Genomic DNA, 19,293 nt, shown 5'->3' on the forward strand with positions numbered 1-19,293 from the left:
TATCACCACACAGGACACGGAGAAAAACCTGAGATGGAAGATAAGCATGGCGACCGGGGATGCCCGCGGTGTTTAGAGCTATTCTTCTGTACGAAAGCGGTCGATTTCCTCTTTCAGGAGACCGGCCTGCTCGATCAGTTTTTCGACCATCGTATCGAGGTTCCGTACGGCAATGAGGCTGGTTCGGGTGATGCTCTTGATTTCCAGAACATTATTAACGACCATCTCACTGACCTTGGCCTCCTCCTTGATCGACTCCAGGATATCCTTTGCCATTACCATCGTATCTTCGCTGGATTTACCGATTCCGGAGATTCCTCTGGCCTGCTCGTTGGTTGCCATTGTCACAACCCTGGCAAGGTTGTTCATCTTTTCCACTGCCAGGATGATCTGTTCACTGCCCTGAGACTGTTCCCTGGTGGCATCAGCTATCTGCTGGAATTTTTCGGACATGCTGCCGGCCATCACCATGATCTGCCTTATGGAATCCGCCTGCTCCGCCGTCGTCAGGGCAATGGCCTTGGACGCCTCCGCCGCTTCCTGTGTGTTCTCACCGGCAATCTTCAGGGTCTCGCTTACCTCCCCGATAAGTCCGACCCCCTCTTCAACTCTCCTGGCCCCCATGTTCACGACTTCAACGGCTTTTTTCGATTCCTTCTGTGTGCTGGAGATCAGCGCGGTAATTTCCTTGGTTGACTCCGTTGTCTTGTCGGCCAGATCGCGTATTTCGTTGGCGACGACGGCAAAACTCTTTCCATGCTCTCCGGCCTGGGCCGCAATGATCGCAGCGTTCAAAGCCAGCAGGCCCGTTTGATCGTTGACCTCCTCAATAATTTCAACGATTTTTCCTATATCTTCGGTTTTCCTGGCCAGATTCTCAATTGCACCGGCCGCCGTGTCCACAACTTCCTTCGCCTCAACTATACCACTGACAGCTTTTTCAACCGATTTGACGCCCTCCAGAGCCACCGCCCCCGAGACCCTCTCAGAAAGTTCATGGGCCCTTTTCGCTCTCTGTTCGACCGCCTTAATGGACTGTTCCGTTTCGGTGATTGCGGAGGTGACCTCGGAAATACCCGCCGACAGTTTCTCCACGTTTTGGGCAACGCCACGAATGGAGGAATTCATCTGGTTGATTGATGATGATGTCTGCCCAACGGAAGTTGAAAGACTCTCGGCGCTTTCGGAAACCTCGTCGATGGACGCCCCAATTTTCAGAACGGACGCGGAATTTTCCTCGGCCGATTTTGACATTCCCTCAACACTCGCGGAGATGGCCTGCATGGTCCTGCTCATCTCTTCAATGGAGACGGAGGCATCATCAACCGCGCTGGTCTGTCTATCGGTTCCACTGGACAGTTTACTGGATACGTTGGATATCTCCCGCGTCCCGGCCTCCAGGTCCGCAAAAGTGTTGCGAACCCTGGTGACCATATCAATCAGACTGCCTTGCATCTGGTTGAACGTATCCGATAGCTGGCCGAACTCATCATTCGTGCCTACTTCCGCCTCCGCCAGCAGGTTTCCAGCCGCTATCTCTCTGGTTTTTCTGACAAGGGTAACCAACGGCCTGTTAACAAGGAAGACGACAAGGCCGTAAAGCAAAACCAGCAGGATGACCACGGTGACCGAGGCGCCCAACCAGATCATCCTTGTCAGCTCGGTGAACTTCTCCTCAATGACCCTGGTGGAGTAGTGAATGGTAACCTTCCCCAGGGTTTTACCGTCCTCAATGATGTTGAACACGTATTTCCTGTAGGGTCCTGCTTTCGGATCACCGGCCTGTTTCATTTCGGAGAGGTCATTTCCGAACTGAACAAGGCCGTAAACCATGTTCCCGTCCTGTTCAACATCCAGGATCAACATCCGCTCGATGGCCTGGTAATCGGAATAATGGAGGTTTTCCAACGCTTTATTCCCTATGGAGGCGGCCAGGGTCTGGGCATTGCCGTCAAACCATTTATACATCTCGGAACGCACGCTTTTAAGGGAACCGTAAGTAATCACGCCCCCTAAAAACATGCCTGTTCCGAAAAAAACCAGCATGAAAAGGGAAATTTTATGAACGATTCTCATTTTTTCTCACACACCCCTGAATGAAGACAGACGGGTCTTTGCGTAGTGAACCGACAAAAAAAGCCCCATTACCACGGGAATTCACAGACTGCAAGGCTCCCCCGTGGCCATGCGGCATCCATGTACAATACCGGATAACCCCTCGGGCAACCCTACTATACATCTGCAGAGCATGGCAACATGCAGATGGTAGTGGGAGGAAAAACACAGTAAGACCTCTCAGCTTTTCATGTTGACGAACTGAAGCGGTATTTCCAGCTCCTTGTCCTTAAGCATCCCTATGACATCCTGGAGGTCATCAATCTTTTTCCCGGTCACCCTCACCTGGTCGTCCTGAATGGCGGCCTGGACTTTAAGCTTCCGGTCCTTGATGAGCTTGACTATCTTTCTGGCAAGGTCCCTGTCGATGCCTTGCCGGATCTTGGCTTCGCACTTCAGGTGGCCCCCGGAGGTCCCCTCCGGTTCACCGACATCGAGACATTTCGGATCTATCTTCCGGCGGACCAGGTTCGAGACTATAATATCCTGGATCGCCTTCATCTTCATCCTGTCCTCAGCCACCATTTTGATGGTTCCGTCCCCCCGGTCAAGGTCCACCTCGGATGTACCCTGACGAAGATCATAACGTGTCAGAATCTCTTTTCTGGTATTGTTAATCACGTTATCCACTTCCTGCATGTCCACTTTGCTCACAATGTCGAACGACGGCATATCCCTTGACCTCCTCGTATTTTTCGGTTCACCCTGGAAATAAGTACCTGAATGAAGCCCAGATTGATGGAAAAGTTAATTTAACACAGGGTACACGGGGTTACATAGAGTTGCACAGGGTTTATTCAAAACAATTCTTTTGACCCTGGTTTACTCCGCGGTACCCGTCTTCGTCCTGCGTACTGCGCTGCGTCCAGGCTAGTACAGCGTGGTGCCGGCTTCCAAATACTCATTGAATCTCATTGAAAACCGTGTCCCTTTCTCTCCGTATACATCAAGGCTGCCGCCAAGCTGGTCGATGAGAAGCACCACCAGCTGCAGGCCCATGGATTTTGTCTTACGGACATCGAACCCGTCCGGGAGTCCTACGCCGTTGTCTGAAACAATCAACTCATACTCGCCGCCGGGAAGCACCCTGAACCCGATGCGTATCTCGCCTTTTCGTCCGTCTGGAAAGGCGTGCTTGAGGGAGTTGGATATCAGCTCGTTAATGATGAGGCCGCACGGGATGGCGGTATCCACCATCATCTCGATGTGTTCAGTTTCCAGGATCAGGTTAACCCGATCCTGTTTTTCCACGTATGATTCGAACAGGTTGGACGTCAGGTTCTGTATGTAGGCGGCGAGGTCCACATGAGTCAGGTCAGCGGCCTGGTAGAGCTCCTCATGGATGAGCGCCATGGTGCTGACCCTGTTCTGGCTCTCCCTGTAGACATTCCTCGCTCCGTCGTCAGTGACGTGATGCGCCTGAAGATTCAGGAGCCCTGAGATAACCTGAAGGTTGTTCTTTACGCGGTGGTGGATTTCCTTGAGAAGCAGCTCCTTTTCCTCCACCGACGCCCTCAGCCTGTCCTGTGCCGCTTTGAGTTCACTGATGTCCCGTGTGACGGAAAGGATGTGCGGCACCCCGCCCAGGTTGAAGGACTTGGCTGACATGAGGCCCGTTATTATCCGGCCGTTTTTCATGCGGAAGGGGGCCTCCAGGTTTTCGACCTTGCCGTTCTTCCTCAGGCCTTCGATAAGTTTTTCCCTGTCTTCGAGATCGGCCCAGATGTTTATTTCCAGGGAGGATTTCCCCAGAACATCCTCTCTGGAGTACCCGGAAATAGTCGTGAAACCCTCGTTGATGTCAATGTATACCCCATCTTCGAGTCTGTTGATGTTGATGGAATCCGGGCTGGTTCTGAACGCCGTCCTGAAACGTTCTTCCGACTCTTTCAAGGCATCCTCGGCAACCTTTCTCTCGGTGATATCACGGGTCACCCCAACCAGGCCGATGGCCTTCCCGTCTTTGTCACGGAGAAACCGGGTCGTAATCTCGCCCCATACCGTTCCACCGTCCTTACGGAGGAACTCCAGGTCGAGGGTCCTGGAGCGGTCGGGATCCCCGCCGCCTGCGGCATCGAGGGCGGCTTCCTCTCCCAAGGCTTTTTGTGCTAGTTTGAAGGATTCCGGGGTCAGTGTGTCCTCCAGTTTCATCTGCAGCATCTCGTCCACCGAATAGCCGCGCATGAGGGTTACTGAGGGGCTGAGGTAGGTCCAGTGGAGATCGAGGTCCATGGTCCATATGACATCGGTGACGTTGTCCGCAAGGAACCTGTACTTCTCCTCGCTTTTGCGAACCATCTCCTCGGCCCACCTGCGCTCTGTGATATCCCGGACATATTCGATGACACCGTCCACCTTTCCCGTCTCCGGTTCCACCAGCGGAAACACGAAGATCTCCAGCCATCCGGTTGATTCTCCAGATGGCCCTATCCGCGGTACAACCCTGAATCTGACTTCGCCCCCGTCAAGTGCACCCCGGTCTGGACAATTTTCGCATTTTCTCCCCAGCCCATGGTAGACCAGGTGGCATTTCTTCCCCACCAGCGGCATCTGGTGGCGAAACCATCTTTCCATCGTAGGATTGACCCTGATTATGCGCATCTCGGTGTCCATGATACTGATGCCGTCCTGAATGCTGTCGAAAACCCGGGCTAAAAACCGCTCTCTCTCCTCCAGGCTTTTCCTCATCCTTCCTATACCGCCTGCCAGGTACTCGAACTCCCGGATGCCCCGGTAGACAGGGAGACCACCCTCCTCTATGGAGTGGATTATCTGTCCAATCGGCCGGTTGATATTCCAGCGAAGCAACAGGTAGAGGAGTACCGCCGCGAGTACAAGTATGAGACCTGTGGCCCACTGGGCGTAGTGGATATTGACGATCAGACCGGCGTATTGGGAAGCGTCCTTTAGATGAAAGATCTGCCATCGCCAGGGACCAAAACCAAAGTGATAGACATAATATTCCTTGCCGGCCCATTTAACCCTGGCTGTTTCGCTTTCCGGAAACTGATGCTCAATACGCCTGATAAAGTCGATGGGAAACCCACCGTTAAGGACGAGCCTGTTCTCCGTCTCTGAATAGACGATCACGCTGAAATCTTTCTGCCGGCCGAAATCCTCAAGCTCGCCCAGTGTCTTTCCCTGATAGATCCGCTCCAGATTGCGATCCCTTAGCCCTCCTGACATTACCATGCTGTAGTACTGCCGGTTGACAATGTCGTAGGAAAGCTTCGAGGTCCACACCATATCCTCTTTTATGGAACTGGCCTGAAAATCACTGAGGGTTCCAAGGACGAAAATACTCAACCCGACCCCTATGAGCGACAGCATGAGTACCACCGGCGCGATGATTCTGAAATTAAGCCTGAAGATGATATCCAGTTTACTTTTCATCGGTGGGATGGGGTGCCCCGCGGAACACGGGGGGAGCCGTCTGGAGTTCACTGGGCCAAACTGTCTCTTTTGTCCCGCTTTGCCATTGAATGATCACCGGGAACTGCCTTATCTGCATCCCGGTCCTGTCCACCCCGTAACGGCCGATCAGGCTCATGGTATCCATGTTGGCCAGGGTTTTTCTCAATCGGGGGCGGTCCAATGATTTGGCTTTCCTGACTGCAGATTCCAGGATGACGCAGGACGCGAAGGCGGTGGCGGCGTGGTAGGAGGGAAGAAGGGCGAAAGCATCTTTGAACGCAGAGACAAACTCACGCGACCCCGGGAAGGACAGATCAGGATGAGGCTCCCACTGGGAGGAGGAAAATGTCCCATCGGCCATATCGCCGAGGCGGTCGTGATATGACTGAAGAACAGGCCCCACGGAGGCATAGAAAGCGGATGGTATCCAGCCGATCTGATTCAATGCTTTTCGAGCGTTGACGGCCTCATTAAAGTGACCGCAGATGATGAGGACATCCGCCCCTGAATCTCGGGCCTGTCTAAGGATTCCCTTCAGATCGACGGTCCCCTTGACGAAGCTTCCGCTGAAAACCGTATTCAATCCGTACCGCCCGGCCCATTTCCGGGTTCCGTCGGCAATGCTTAAAGAGAAGGCGTCATCGGCGTTGATGATGGCTATCCTATCAATATCATTCATGACGAGCATCTCAAGAAAACCGACCGTGTATCTGCCCGCCGGGGTATAAACACCGAAGACATTGTCGTAGCCCTGTTCCCAAATACTGTCCGAGGAGGCTCCCCCCACAAGGAGTGGATAACCATAGCGCGCCGTTACGGGAAGGACGGCCATGGTGATCTCGCTGGAGTATGGACCTAAAACCAGATCCACCTTTTCCTTTACGATCATCTCCTCGTACAGGGATGCTGCCTTTTTCCCGTCGCTTGCGTCATCCTTGATGATCATTTCAACCTTTCGGCCGAGAAGGCCGCCGCGTTCGTTCACCTGCCTTGCCCAGAGGGTGTATCCCATCTTCTGCATTACGGACATCTCGGTGTATTTTCCCGTCAGTCCCAGTGTCAACCCGATCCTGACCGGAGCCGACGCCAGGACCGGGCCTGCCGCCAACAACAACGCCGACAGACAAACACAGACCGGAATTGACCGTCTCATCCAAAAAGCTCTATTCATTCCCATTCAACATCCCTTGCCGGAACATCATTTCAAAAAAAACCGCATAATCCATAATTTATTGGTTCATCCGGTTAATGCGTACCCTTCCCTTCCGCCTGTCATTGCGAGCCGAACCTAATGCGAAGCAATCCCGAAGAATTTCGCAGGCTGCGCCAGGATCAAAAGCTTTTAACACAGTACAGCCCCTCACAGGCTGCTCCACAGGGTTTTAAAAGAGGGTTTTACAAGGAAGATCTTAAACCCATAAGGTCCTGGTTTAGCCCGTTAAGGATTTTGATTTAACCCCGTGTACCCTGTGTTAAACAAGTTTTTCCCTGTTCCGGTATTTATCCTATCCAGGTGCTCATTCTTACGATGATTCTAATTAATTATCATTTCACATGGATTATACCTTCGTAGATTACGATTCTGCAACCAAAATGGGGCCGGCTGTTACTGGAAAATTTATATGCAATTCAAGGGATTTTCTCCCATTTCCTGTGTGCGCTCTCCAGTGCCTCGGTTGCCAGGCATAAAAGCTCGTAATGTCCCTCGATATCCACCGACAGTCCATGGTTTTCCCTGGAAAGTTCCGCGATCTTTTCTGCCATGCCGGCGGTGGATGCCTCTACGAGCGATTCTTCATTTTCCCGAAGGCCCCGTTCCATCTTTACGATCATATCCTCTAGTTCCATGACCCTGGCTTCCAGCGGACGGAGGGCAAGGGAACGTTCACGGATCGACTCGGCCCTTGCCCTTCTCGCCGCCTTGCTTCGCTTTGAGCCACCTGCCTTTTTCCCTTTTTCCCGGCCCTGAGAATCCTGTCCGGAATCCTCGGCCCGCCAGCCCATTTTCTCGATGAACTGTGGATATGTTCCCTCGAAAACAGATACCGCGCCATTGTCAAACACTATGAGCCGGTTGGCAAACGCTTCAAGGAACCGCTCGTTGTGGGTCACCATGACAAGAGCCCCGTCAAACCGGTCCAGCGCCTCGAAAAGGGCTTCGCCGGACTCCATGTCAAGATGGTTGGTTGGCTCATCAAGAAGAAGAAGGTGAACGGGATCCAGCAGAAGTTTTCCCAGAAGGACTCTGCATCTCTCGCCGCCCGACAGAACGGAGATCCTTTTCAAGGCATTTTCGTCAACGAACATCATCCTTCCGCAAATGGAGATGGATTTCTGCAGGGACCCATCAGGGTCGGAGGACCTGATCTCCTCCACCACAGTCCGATCCGATCGAAGACGTTCCACGTTGGTCTGGGCATAATAACCCACCTTGAGCCTGGGGTGGGACTTAACCTCTCCTTTTATCGGACGAAGTTCCCCGGCAAGGAGGCGGAGCAGGGTGGACTTGCCCTTCCCGTTGGCGCCGATCACCCCGATGCGGTCACCCTTCCCCACAACCACATTCAGATCATCGATGAGTTTCACCTGTTGCCCGGGGTAGGAGAAGGACATGCCGGAGATCTCCATCATCACCCTGGACCTGAAGGGCAGCGAAGTGAAGGAGAAACGGAGAGAACGGATCTCCTCGAGCTTTTCGGCAATGCCGGCCTTCTCCAGGGTCTTTATACGGGACTGGACCAGGCCACCGAGCCTTGCTTTCGCTCTGAACCTCCGGATAAATTCCTCCGTCTGTTGCCTCTTTTTCTCGAGGTTGACTCGGGATTTCTCGAAAATCTCCTCCTCCATCCTGATCTGATGGTAGTATTTCCCGGTATTACCGCGGATTTTGCGGAATTTCCTGCGGTGAATCCCCATGGTGTGGGTGGTCACCTTGTCCATGAACCCCCTGTCGTGCGTTACAAGCAGCAGCTCCCCACTCCATGCGAGAAAAAACCTCTCCAGCCATCTGATGGCGATGATATCCAGATAATTGGTGGGCTCATCGAGAAGGAGGAGATCAGGCCTGGAGACCAGAAGCCTGGCAAGGTTCAGGCGGACCTGGTAGCCGCCGGACAACTCCAACGGGGAGCGCCCCTGGTCGGCGATGGAAAATCCCAGGCCGGCCAGGACCTTTTCAGCCTTCCATAGATCGTCCCGCTCACCGTGATTCAGGTCCTGCGCAGCCTCCATGAGAACGGTCGCCTGAGTAAAATGGAGTATTTGAGCGAGATGTCCGACACGGTAACCTTTGGGGATGGAGAGGCTCCCCGAGTCCGGGGTCTCCTCTCCGGTGATAAGACGGAGGAGCGTCGTCTTGCCGTGTCCGTTTCGGCCCACAAGACCCACCCGTTCACCCCGGTTGATGTTGAAGTTCACCTCGTCGAAGAGGACATGGGAACCATATGATTTGGAGAGGTTTACTACCTTGAGCATCTTTTCAGACCAGAAAGGTTTTTTTCATGATGTTTTTCAAGAGATCATTCGGCTTTAAACATCCGGGGAATCCGAGAAATGGTCAGGTCAGGTTGATTCCCGCCTCGCGGTACTCCTTAAACGAAACGGTGAACCGTGTCCCCCCCCGCCTGTCAAGCTCCATGGTGCCGCCAAGCTGTTCGACCAGGATATTGACCAGCTGCATACCAAGGGATTTAGTCCTGGTAATATCCAGGTCCTTCGGAAAACCTGCGCCGTCGTCGGCCACGGACAGAGTGTAGCTCTTTTCGCCGTTGGATACGAACCTGACTTTCATCTTTCCGCGGCGGCCGTCCGGAAAGGCGTGTTTGAGAGAATTACTCACCAACTCGTTGAGGATGAGGCCACAGGGAATGGCTGTATCCACAACCATGTTGACATCCTCGAGATCCAGTTCAAGGGACAGGGCATCGGGATCGATGCTGTAGGATGCGAAAAGATTTTTTACCAGGCTCCTGATATAATCGGAAAAATCCACGCTTGCCAGATCCCTGGCCTGGTACAGTTCTTCGTGGATCAGGGCCATTGTCTTCACCCTGTTCTGGCTCTCCTTGAAGATGCCTTTAACCTTCTCATCCCCGATATAGTGCGACTGGAGATTAAGCAGGCCGGAAATAACCTGCAGGTTATTCTTCACCCTGTGGTGAATCTCCTTCAGAAGGACATCCTTCTCGGCCAGGGAGTCTCTAATCCTGTCCTCGGCCAACTTGCGGTCCGTGATGTCCCTGAGGATGCCCAATACAGCCATGGAACCTGAGAACTCGAAGAGATGTGAATTGACCTCCACGGGTATTTCTGCACCACTCTTGGATACCAGGACCCTTTCGAAGACAGCGCTGCCCTCGGTCTGAAATCTCTTTTCTACCTCCACCCCGTCCGTTTCGGACTCCGGTTTTATGAAATCCCGGGGGGTCATTTTCAAAAGTTCCTCCCTGGTATAGCCGAGCATGGCGCTCATCTTGTGGTTGACTTCGAGAATTCTTCCAGGCCGCCCATCCTCCAACGATTCGTAGACCAAGAGGCCGTCGTTGGCTTTATTGAAGAGTACGCGGTATTTAATCTCACTGTCCTTGAGCGCTGTCTCCATCCGTTTCCGGTCGGTGATATCCTCGAGAACGCTCAATGTGTGGGACACCTTCCCGTTGTCGTCAAAAAGGGGAAGAATGGTCTCCCTTAAGTATCGACCCGGCAGGGGTGAAACAATGTCATGGGGACCGAACCGCCGCCCTTCCTCTCTCACCCTGGTGATTCTCTCAATAATTTCCCGCTTGTTCGGTCCATCGGGCATGAATTCTTCCGGTGTCCTCCCCAGGACCTCCTCGGGGTCAAACCCCGTCACCGCCTGGTATGCGCTGCTCACCCTGACAGTATGCATATCCGGATCATGCAGGACGAAGGCCAAAGGAGACCCGTCCAGTATCTTCTCATCAATCTCCTGCAACTCCGCCAGTTTCCTTTGTGCCTCTGCCAGTTCCGTCACATCCCTGACAATGGCAAGGACCTCCCCATCACCGAAAAGGACCATGCGGGCCTCGTATTGACATGGGAGACCATCCACATGCAGCTCATATTGAAAATATTGGGGCACGCCCGTTGCCAGAGTCCGTCCAATATATTCCAGAACATTCCCCGATACATCGGGAGGGAGGACATCCTTTATGTTTTTTCCCAGGAATTCTTCGGGGGGCAGAAGAGGGCTAATCCCGGGTGCGGGTTTGAAATCCAGGAGCGTTCCATTCGCGTCGAAGACAAAAAACATGTCTGGAACGGCCTCAAGGAGAACACCGGCGCCACCATCGACCCGGCTGTCAAGGATCTTTCCCTTCCCCGCCCACCGGGGGAAAAGGATCGGCCTCAGCAAACCGATGATGAAGACACACCCGGCTCCGATGAGAATGCCGGCCAGCAAAGGCCCTGTCACCGGCGTCTCCTGATCCCTGGAATTGCAGGCCCCTTCAATTCAGTCATCAGCGTCCTAAATTTAAGGTTCATCACAATAATGCGTACCTTTATTATTTCGCTGTCATTGCGAGCCCGAGTGAAACCGTAGGCGTGGCAATCTCATGCGGAGCTGTAAAAGGTCGTTCCGGCGCCCTCCGGCCGCCACGGGATCGCTTCACCCGGATATGGTTCGCGATGACAAATAGTGGGGTATGGTCCTCATCCAGGTGGTCAGGACCCACAGGATTCTCCATGCCGGTGGGAATGACCATGGGAAAGCTCCTCATCGGTGGAATTGCGAACACCCACGATCTTCACCTGAAAATTCAGTGTCTCTCCGGCCATGGGGTGGTTACTGTCTATGGTTATCTTTTCGCCCTCTACGGCGGTTATCGTTACGATAATAAGACCATCGTCTGTCGGCACCTGGAACTGCATTCCCGGCTCAAGGTCACCATCCACATCAAGGATGGTTCTGTCTATCACCTGGGTCAGAGACTCGTCCCGCCGGCCGTAGGCATCCTCAGGAGGTATGGTGACGGTCAGCTCATCCCCTGTCTTTTTCCCCTCCAGGGCCTTTTCCAGACCCTCAATGATATTTCCAGCGCCGTGAATATAATTCAGTGGATCCCGGCCGTTAGAAGAATCGATAACAACCCCCTTGCCGTTTTTGAGTGTATATTCGATGGAAACCACCTTGTTTTTCGCAATTCGCATTTTATCTCTCCATTTAACATGGTGGCGGGATAGCCCCAGGATGCACGCTCCGCGCACATCCTGCTTGATGGACTTCTTGCAACCCTATTATCCTATCTTTCCTGCCCTTTTACGGCAAGGCCCTAAAGCCGGCAAAAAACAGCAGCTGAGATGGATTGTCAATGGAGATGAGTGGTTCCCTATGAACGGTAAATATTATAGAGTCAGCGTATGGGTGTTCCGGGCATGAAGGTAAGGACGGGGGGCATGGATGGGGATTGAACGGAGTAGAATTTCCGTGGCCCTCCTGGCGGTGCTGGCAACGGTGGCAGTGGGTTTCGTATTGCAACAGGCCCAGTCTGTGATTCTTCCCCTGATAATTGCCTGGCTCCTATCCTTTATTCTGGCGCCCGCCGTCAACATGATGGCGGGAAAAAGGGTTCCAAGACCAATAGCCATATTCCTTGTCCTGGTCCTGCTGATCGGGATCCTCTACATTGCAATCATTTTTCTGAACGGACGCATATCCACCTTTATCTCCGCGTTTCCAAAATACCATAGCCGTTTCAACGAGATAACGCAGCTTGTCAGGGACAGATTCAACCTCGCCCACAATCCTCTTACTGAATTCAACTGGATGATCACCCTGCGCACATTCCTGGTGAAGCTCTCGGGGTCTCTCCTGTTCGTCATGAACAAACTGATTCTTGTGGTTATCTTCCTGGTATTCATCCTGCTGGGACATCCCTACCTCAGGTTCAAGATCAAGAAGGCCCTCTCAGACGAAAATGCCGAGAAGGTCACCCTTATAATCAACACAATATCCTCACAGTTCAGCCGCTACCTGGTTATACAGTTCATTATCAGCCTTGCCACCGGAATTCTCGTTTGGCTTTCACTGACCGTCATCGGGGTGGATTTCGCTGTAACGTGGGGCGCGTTGGCTTTTTTGCTCAATTTTATTCCGACCATTGGATCAATAATATCCGCGGTTCCTCCCATCCTTCTTGCCTTCATTCAGTTCTTCCCGGTATTCTGGCCCGGGGTGGCGACTTTTATCGCACTCCTGACTATTCATATGGTCATTGGAAGCGTCGTTGCCCCCAAGGTGGTTGGGGACAGGCTGAACCTGAGCCCGGTGGTGATCCTCCTGTCCCTGCTGTTCTGGGGCTGGCTATGGGGAATCATCGGGGCGCTCCTCTCCGTCCCCATCGCCTCGGCGGTCAAGATCCTGTGCGAAAACGTGGAGGAGCTAAGACCAATAAGCATAATGATGGGATCCGGTAAATCTTACCAGGATGAATTTTCCGAATAGGGTTGCTGACTTCGCAAAAAGTCCCGCCGGCAGGTTTGCCCCAAGACGGATCTCAAGGTCAAAAGCTTTTAACACGGCGCAGCCCCTCACAGGCTGCCCCACAGGGTTTTTAAAGAGGGTTTTACTGAAAAGATCTAACCATAAGATCCTGGTTTAACCCGCCAGGGATTTGGATTTAACCCTGTGTTAAATTTGCTTTTTCACCAACCTGGACTTCATTCAGAATTTCATTTTCAGGATGAACAGCTTTTTAAGAAGTTATTCGGGGGGTTACATGAGAGACAGGACCGACAGTCTCGCGGCCTCGAGAACCCCGCCGGGCAGGATTCCCAGAACGATGGTGCCGGTCAATGCCAGAGCTATCCCGGCCCAGAGCGCCAGCGAGCCCTCGGTAGCAGCAAACTCGCCCTCCGGTTCCTTCATGTACATTAGGACAATAATGCGCAGATAGTAGAAGGCCGCGACCACACTGTTAAGAATTCCGATAATGACAAGGGTGTAATACCCACCCTGTATACCGGCATAAAACACATACAGTTTGGCGGCAAAACCTGCCGTGGGAGGAATTCCCGCCAGGGAGAACATAAAAATCATCATGGCCAGCGCAGCGCCGGGAGCCCGCCGGGACAGACCCTGGAAATCATCCAGATTTTCTCCTGTCATATTTTCACGCTTAAGATATATAAGAATCGAGAAAGCGCCGATATTCATGAAAGTGTATGACATGAGATAAAACATGACGGATGATATGGCCCGATCGGGGTGACCGCCCACGGAAGCAACCACTCCAATAAGGATGTAGCCTACGTGGGCTATGGAAGAATAGGCAAGCATCCGCTTCACGTTCTTTTGTCTCAGAGCCGTCAGGTTCCCCACAGTCATCGTTAAAATGCTGAGGACTATGACAAGCATCTCCCAGTCCCCTTTCATCTGGGGCATAGCCTCCATGAAAATCCGGATAAGCGCAGCCAGGCCGGCAGCTTTGGGTCCCGCTGACATAAAGGCCGTCACAGGGGTGGGGGCACCCTCGTATACGTCAGGGGTCCACATGTGGAATGGGACAACAGAGATCTTGAAGAAAAACCCTATCATTACCATGAACAGCCCGACCATGAGGGGGATGTCTTTGAGTACTGCCGGGTGGGAGGTGATAGCGTCGGCGATTTTTCTAAGATGCGTGCTGCCGGTAACACCGTAGATATAGGACATTCCAAAAAGCATGATGCAGGTAGCGAGGGAGCCGAGGATAAAATATTTCAGGCCCGCCTCGTTGGACTTCAGATTCGTCCTGAAAAATCCAGCCAGAATATAGAGGGAAATGGAGAGTATCTCCAGGCCCAGGAAGATGGTGATCAGTTCCCTTCCGATGGCCATTACCATCATTCCAACCGTAGCCAGAATGAGAAGAGCATAATATTCCGAGTGGTCCTCTGTCCCATCCTCCTTGATGTAGCGAAGGGAAAGCGTCATGGTCAGAATCAGTCCGAACAGGAATATCACCTTGAAAAAGGAAGCATAGGGGTCAAGAACAAGCGAATCCCCGAAAGTGGAGACATTCAGGTTGAATTCGAACAATGCCACCCCGAGGGCCGCAATGGCACCGGCCATACCAATAAAGAAGGAAGCGCCATGCCTCTTCGTCCGGGTGACCAGTTCCCACAGAATAACCATGAACGCAGTCAGCGTGAGTATCAACTCCGGAGCTATGACCCTGAAATCAGGGAATGGAATCGTCAGACTCTGCATGGGCACTTTTCCTTAATTCAACCCCTCGTCTCGGGGGAGGGCATTGACACCGTTGAACATAATGGACTGTTTATCCATATTCACCGTAACGTTCATCGCAGGGACATTTGCCGCCGATCCATCGGATTGCAGTTTTTTCAGCTCGATCTCCGCGGTTTTTGCCGATTCTACCCGCGAGACCACCTGGTTCACCGCCGGCTCCAGAATTCTCAAAAACGGTTTGGGATATATTCCTACCCAGAACATCAGAACAACCAGCGGCGCGAGAGTTATTATCTCCCGCATGCTGACATCCAGAAGTTTCCGGTTCTCCTCGTGGGTGATTTCCCCGAACATGATCCTCTTGTACATGTGAAGCATGTACACCGCCCCCAGGATAATTCCGGTCGCCGCTAAAACGCCGAAGACGAACATCCCCGATTTGAAGGCGCCAAGGAGTATGAGAAACTCTCCAACGAAACCGTTGAGCCCAGGCAGCCCGATGGAGGAGAATGTAGCTATCCCAAGTATGCCCGCGTAAATGGGCATCACCGAGGCCAGGCCACCGAAATCATCAAGGAGCCGGGTATGCCTGCGCTCATAGATAATCCCAACCAGAAGGAACAAGGCCCCTGTGGAAAGTCCATGGTTTATCATCTGGAGGACTCCGCCCTGTATCCCCTGGATAGAGAGGGTAAATAGTCCCAGCATTACAAAACCCAGGTGGCTCACGGATGAATAGGCGACAAGCTTCTTGGCATCGGGCTGCACCCAGGCCACCAGCGCGCCGTAGATGATTCCGATAACCGAAAGGACCAGTACCACCGGTATCGCCTTGATCGCGGCATCGGGCAGGATGGGAAGGGAAAAGCGTACAAAACCGTACGTTCCCATTTTAAGCAGAACACCCGCCAGGATGACGGAACCTGCGGTTGGCGCCTCCACATGGGCGTCAGGAAGCCACGTATGAAATGGAAAGAGAGGAACCTTGATGGCAAACCCCAGGAATAGCCCCCAGAAGGCCCACATCTGAACATCCCTGGGCAGATTGGACGTAAAAAGCCGGATGACGTCAAAGGTATAGACCCCGGTGGCCGAATGGTACGAAAAATAGATGACCAGAAAACCTATGAGCATAAAAAGGCTGCCGACCAGGGTGTAGAGGAAGAACTTCACAGCAGCATATATCCGGCGCGGCCCACCCCATACACCGATAATCAGCGCCATGGGGATCAACTCTATTTCCCAGAAAACATAGAAGAGGACCAGGTCCAGGGCGAAGAACACACCCAGCATGGCGGACTGAAGGAGCAGGAAGGCAATCATGTATTCCTTGACCCGGTCCTTGATGGCAGAGAAGGAAGACAATATGGCGAGCATACCGAGGAGCGTGGTAAGCAGGGCCAGGAGAAGACTGATCCCGTCCACTCCCATGAGGTAGCTGATGCCCAGGCTTGGAATCCATCTTGCCCTTTCCACAAACTGGAACCCGGATTGCCCGACATTGTACTGGGCCAGAAGTAGAAGAGAGACCAGGAAATCCGCAACAGCGATTACCAACGCCGAATTCCGGATGAGGTTAACCTTTTTCCCCGGCACCAGAAGAGCGAGTATCAGCGCCCCCACTGCCGGCAGGTAAACTATGACTGACAATATAGGGAAGGTCATATGTTCCATGAAACCCTTTCTCCGCCCGACGATACCCGCCTGACACGTTGCTTGAAAGTCAGAATCTCAACCAACCTGCCGGGCCGATACCGGCGAAAGATACCTTTTTTCATTTCCCTTTTAACCAAAGGACACTCCAATATTGACAATCTTTAGACAAAAAAGGTCCAGAAAAGCACCAGAACCAGTCCAACAGTCATGGCCAGAGCATAGTTCTGAACAAGGCCGGTCTGAAGCCTGGAAAGCAGCCTTCCAGACCCATTCGCGCTGTTGGCGATTCCGTGAAGCGTTCCATCTATGACCCCGCCGTCGAACCCGGTCCACAGAAGGTTGCCAAGGCGATTAAGGGGCCTGACAATGACCATCCCGTAGAGTTCATCCACCCACCACTTATGGAAAAACAGGTCGTAAAGGAAACTGTAATCCTTCCTGATCTCCTCTGCAATCTGGGGCTTTCGCAGGATAATGACCAAGGCCAGCCAGATGCCCCCGACCGCCACCACAACCGACACCCCCATCAGGCCCAGTTCGAGAGTGATGGATTGGACGGTCTCGGCCATCTTTCCGCCATGCTCGGCAACGGCATTAAAAACGGGGCCAAGCCAATTGTGCAGGAGGTGCCACTTCTCAATGATGGGGAACCCGGCAAACCCACCGACAGTCGAAAGAAATGCCAGGATGACCAGCGGGACCGTCATGACCGATGGAGATTCATGTGCATGTTCCGCAACTTCAGGGTCGAGCCTCGACTCACCGTAAAATACCCGGTAGACCAGTCTGAACATGTAAAACGCGGTCATGAAAGCAGTAACCACACCCACAAACCACAGGAGAAAGCCACCTCCGTACTTTGAATTAAAGGCGGCATTGAGGATTTCGTCCTTGGACATGAACCCCGCCAGGGGAGGAATACCCGAAATGGCCAAGGATGCCACAACAAATGTCTTAAAAGTTGTAGGCATGATTTTCCTCAGTCCGCCCATCTTGCGTATGTCCAACTCTCCCGCAAGCCCATGCATTACGCTGCCCGCACACATGAATAGCAGGGCTTTGAAAAATGCGTGTGTCATGAGGTGAAAGATCGCCGTCGTATAAGCGCCGACACCAACCGCGAGGAACATGTACCCCAATTGGCTGATTGTGGAGTAGGCCAGGACCCGCTTGATGTCGTTCTGGACAAGAGCGATGGTAGCCGCGAAAAAGGCGGTCAGAGCCCCTATTGAAGCAATCAGCATCATAGTTGGCGGGGCCATTTCAAAGAGAACATGGCTGCGGCAGACCATGTAGACGCCGGCGGTCACCATGGTGGCGGCATGGATGAGGGCGGAAACCGGTGTGGGGCCCTCCATGGCGTCAGGCAGCCAGATGTGGAGAGGCAGTTGGGCGGATTTTCCGGTCGCGCCGAGAAAGAGCAGCAGGGTAATCAGGATGATCATGGGGTCGCCCTGGTTGAACACCTGGTGGGCTCTTCCGAAAACCTCCCCGTATGACAGGGAACCGAAGCGGATGGCGATAAGAAGCATTCCCAGCATGAACCCGAAATCGCCCACCCGGTTGACGATGAAGGCCTTGCGGCCTGCCGAGGAAGCGCTCTCCTTTTTATACCAGAATCCGATGAGCAGGTAGGAACAGAGCCCCACCCCTTCCCAACCGACGAACATGACCAGGAAGCTGTTGCCAAGCACAAGCATGAGCATGGCGAAAATAAAGAGGTTCAGATACAGGAAATAACGGGCGACACCCTCATCGTGATGCATGTAGCCGATGCTGTAGACATGGATAAGGAATCCGACCCCTGTAACCACGAGGATCATCACGGATGAAAGCGGATCAAGCAGGAACCCGACGGGAACCGAAAAATTCCCGGAACTGATCCATTCGAACAGGTTAATATTGAAAACCCTGGAACCGGCATCCATTCCCGTCAATCCTAAAATCGCCACCACCGAGGCAAGGAACGCCGCCGCCACCGAACCACATGCCAGCATCCCCACCGCTGACCTTGACAGGCGCCTACGGAAGATAAGGTTGGCGATCGCCGCCAGGAGAGGGAAAAGTGGTACCAGGACTACCGCTTCTGTCATCGTCTCTTCTCCTAGCCCTTCATCAGATTGATTTCATCAACGTTGACGGTCTCGCGATTGCGGAACATGGCCACAAGGATCGCGAGACCCACAGCCGCCTCCGCAGCCGCCACCGTCATCACGAAAAACACAAATACCTGACCCGCCATATTGTGGATATAGTGGGAAAAGGCGACCAGGTTGATATTCACGGCATTGAGCATCAGCTCAATGGACAAAAGAATTATGATAACGTTCCTCCTGAGGAGCACCCCCAGGAGACCGATGACAAACAGAATAGCCCCAAGGACAAGATAGTGAGTGAGGGTAATCATTCCGTTTTCTCCCTTCGCGCCAGGACCACAACCCCAAAAATGGCCACCAACAGTACCAGGGACGCCAGTTCAAATGGGAACAGAAATGTCGTGTACAGGCTTGTGCCCACAGCTTCGGTATTTCCACCGAAGATACGGCCGACAAGCTTGACAACCGGGCGGGAAAATGAACCCTGCACTGTTAGGATGACAAGTTCAAACATAAGTGCGATACCGGCGATCATCGCAAAGAACCGCTGGCGGTGAATAATCCTCAGTTCCCTGGTTTCGGAGAGGTCCAGCAGGGCAACAACAAAAAGGTATAGGACCATGATGGCGCCGGTATAGACAAGGATCTGAATGGCAGCCAGGAATTCAGCGTCCAGCAGTACAAAAAGACCCGCCACATGAAAGAAGCACGGAACGAGGAACACCACCGAATGGACCGGATTGTGACGGGAAATCGATAACACGGCCGTCACAATCGTGGCCACCGCAAAATAGTAAAACAACAATGAATACAAATCCA

General features: G+C 52.9%; 13 protein-coding genes. 1 reads left to right on the forward strand and 12 read right to left on the reverse strand.

The window, feature by feature from the left end; all coding sequences use genetic code 11:
• Positions 1–78: 78 nt before the first annotated feature.
• The 7 genes from GXP52_06890 to GXP52_06920 form a co-directional block, all read right to left on the reverse strand.
• Positions 79–2,076 carry a HAMP domain-containing protein gene (locus tag GXP52_06890; protein ID NOY87011.1) on the reverse strand — a complete coding sequence of 666 codons (1,998 nt, stop codon included), beginning with the start codon at positions 2,074–2,076 and terminating at the stop codon, positions 79–81.
• A gap of 219 nt (positions 2,077–2,295) precedes the next feature.
• The gene (locus tag GXP52_06895) at positions 2,296–2,787 is read right to left on the reverse strand and encodes a YajQ family cyclic di-GMP-binding protein (GenBank protein ID NOY87012.1); all 492 of its coding nucleotides are present in this window, start codon (positions 2,785–2,787) and stop codon (positions 2,296–2,298) included.
• Positions 2,788–2,985: 198 nt separating this feature from the next.
• The gene (locus GXP52_06900) at positions 2,986–5,508 is read right to left on the reverse strand and encodes a PAS domain S-box protein (protein ID NOY87013.1); all 2,523 of its coding nucleotides are present in this window, start codon (positions 5,506–5,508) and stop codon (positions 2,986–2,988) included.
• Complete coding sequence (locus tag GXP52_06905) at positions 5,498–6,700, reverse strand: amino acid ABC transporter substrate-binding protein (GenBank protein ID NOY87014.1); 1,203 nt, start codon at positions 6,698–6,700, stop codon at positions 5,498–5,500. Before GXP52_06905 ends, GXP52_06900 begins: the two co-directional genes overlap by 11 nt.
• A gap of 458 nt (positions 6,701–7,158) precedes the next feature.
• Positions 7,159–9,003 carry an ABC-F family ATP-binding cassette domain-containing protein gene (locus GXP52_06910; GenBank protein ID NOY87015.1) on the reverse strand — a complete coding sequence of 615 codons (1,845 nt, stop codon included), beginning with the start codon at positions 9,001–9,003 and terminating at the stop codon, positions 7,159–7,161.
• Positions 9,004–9,085: 82 nt separating this feature from the next.
• On the reverse strand, positions 9,086–10,963 hold the full coding sequence (locus tag GXP52_06915; protein ID NOY87016.1) for a PAS domain S-box protein: 1,878 nt from the start codon (positions 10,961–10,963) through the stop codon (positions 9,086–9,088).
• A gap of 251 nt (positions 10,964–11,214) precedes the next feature.
• A complete protein-coding gene (locus GXP52_06920; GenBank protein NOY87017.1) occupies positions 11,215–11,700 on the reverse strand; it encodes a peptidylprolyl isomerase in 486 nt (161 codons plus the stop codon).
• Positions 11,701–11,956: 256 nt separating this feature from the next.
• Here GXP52_06920 and GXP52_06925 point away from each other — a divergent pair, with 256 nt between their 5' ends.
• Entirely contained in the window at positions 11,957–12,994 is a 1,038-nt protein-coding gene (locus GXP52_06925) for an AI-2E family transporter (GenBank protein ID NOY87018.1), read from the forward strand.
• Between the two features lie 270 nt (positions 12,995–13,264).
• On the opposite strand, the gene GXP52_06930 is transcribed toward GXP52_06925, so the two are convergent.
• The 5 genes from GXP52_06930 to GXP52_06950 all read right to left on the reverse strand — a co-directional run bounded on the left by GXP52_06930 (position 13,265) and on the right by GXP52_06950 (position 19,288).
• Positions 13,265–14,740, reverse strand: coding sequence for an NADH-quinone oxidoreductase subunit N (locus GXP52_06930; GenBank protein ID NOY87019.1), 1,476 nt, complete (start codon positions 14,738–14,740; stop codon positions 13,265–13,267).
• 12 nt (positions 14,741–14,752) lie between these two features.
• Entirely contained in the window at positions 14,753–16,387 is a 1,635-nt protein-coding gene (locus tag GXP52_06935) for an NADH-quinone oxidoreductase subunit M (GenBank protein ID NOY87020.1), read from the reverse strand.
• Between the two features lie 152 nt (positions 16,388–16,539).
• On the reverse strand, positions 16,540–18,471 hold the full coding sequence (gene nuoL / locus GXP52_06940) for an NADH-quinone oxidoreductase subunit L (protein ID NOY87021.1): 1,932 nt from the start codon (positions 18,469–18,471) through the stop codon (positions 16,540–16,542).
• Positions 18,472–18,482: 11 nt separating this feature from the next.
• Entirely contained in the window at positions 18,483–18,785 is a 303-nt protein-coding gene (gene nuoK / locus GXP52_06945; GenBank protein ID NOY87022.1) for an NADH-quinone oxidoreductase subunit NuoK, read from the reverse strand.
• Positions 18,782–19,288 (reverse strand): NADH-quinone oxidoreductase subunit J, encoded by a 507-nt coding sequence (locus GXP52_06950; protein ID NOY87023.1) that lies wholly within the window; start codon positions 19,286–19,288, stop codon positions 18,782–18,784. The genes nuoK and GXP52_06950 overlap by 4 nt, the downstream gene beginning before the upstream one ends.
• Positions 19,289–19,293: the final 5 nt, after the last annotated feature.

The sequence above is a fragment of the Deltaproteobacteria bacterium genome (assembly GCA_013151915.1).
Lineage (GTDB): Bacteria > BMS3Abin14 > BMS3Abin14 > BMS3Abin14 > BMS3Abin14 > BMS3ABIN14.

Coding starts and splice junctions, on each gene's coding strand:
- GXP52_06900 (NOY87013.1), bottom strand. CDS start 5,508: ATGAAAAGTAAACTGGATATCATCTTCAGGCTTAATTTCAGAATCATC.
- GXP52_06920 (NOY87017.1), bottom strand. CDS start 11,700: ATGCGAATTGCGAAAAACAAGGTGGTTTCCATCGAATATACACTCAAA.
- GXP52_06895 (NOY87012.1), bottom strand. CDS start 2,787: ATGCCGTCGTTCGACATTGTGAGCAAAGTGGACATGCAGGAAGTGGAT.
- GXP52_06935 (NOY87020.1), bottom strand. CDS start 16,387: ATGACCTTCCCTATATTGTCAGTCATAGTTTACCTGCCGGCAGTGGGG.
- GXP52_06930 (NOY87019.1), bottom strand. CDS start 14,740: ATGCAGAGTCTGACGATTCCATTCCCTGATTTCAGGGTCATAGCTCCG.
- nuoL (NOY87021.1), bottom strand. CDS start 18,471: ATGACAGAAGCGGTAGTCCTGGTACCACTTTTCCCTCTCCTGGCGGCG.
- nuoK (NOY87022.1), bottom strand. CDS start 18,785: ATGATTACCCTCACTCACTATCTTGTCCTTGGGGCTATTCTGTTTGTC.
- GXP52_06905 (NOY87014.1), bottom strand. CDS start 6,700: ATGAATAGAGCTTTTTGGATGAGACGGTCAATTCCGGTCTGTGTTTGT.
- GXP52_06910 (NOY87015.1), bottom strand. CDS start 9,003: ATGCTCAAGGTAGTAAACCTCTCCAAATCATATGGTTCCCATGTCCTC.
- GXP52_06890 (NOY87011.1), bottom strand. CDS start 2,076: ATGAGAATCGTTCATAAAATTTCCCTTTTCATGCTGGTTTTTTTCGGA.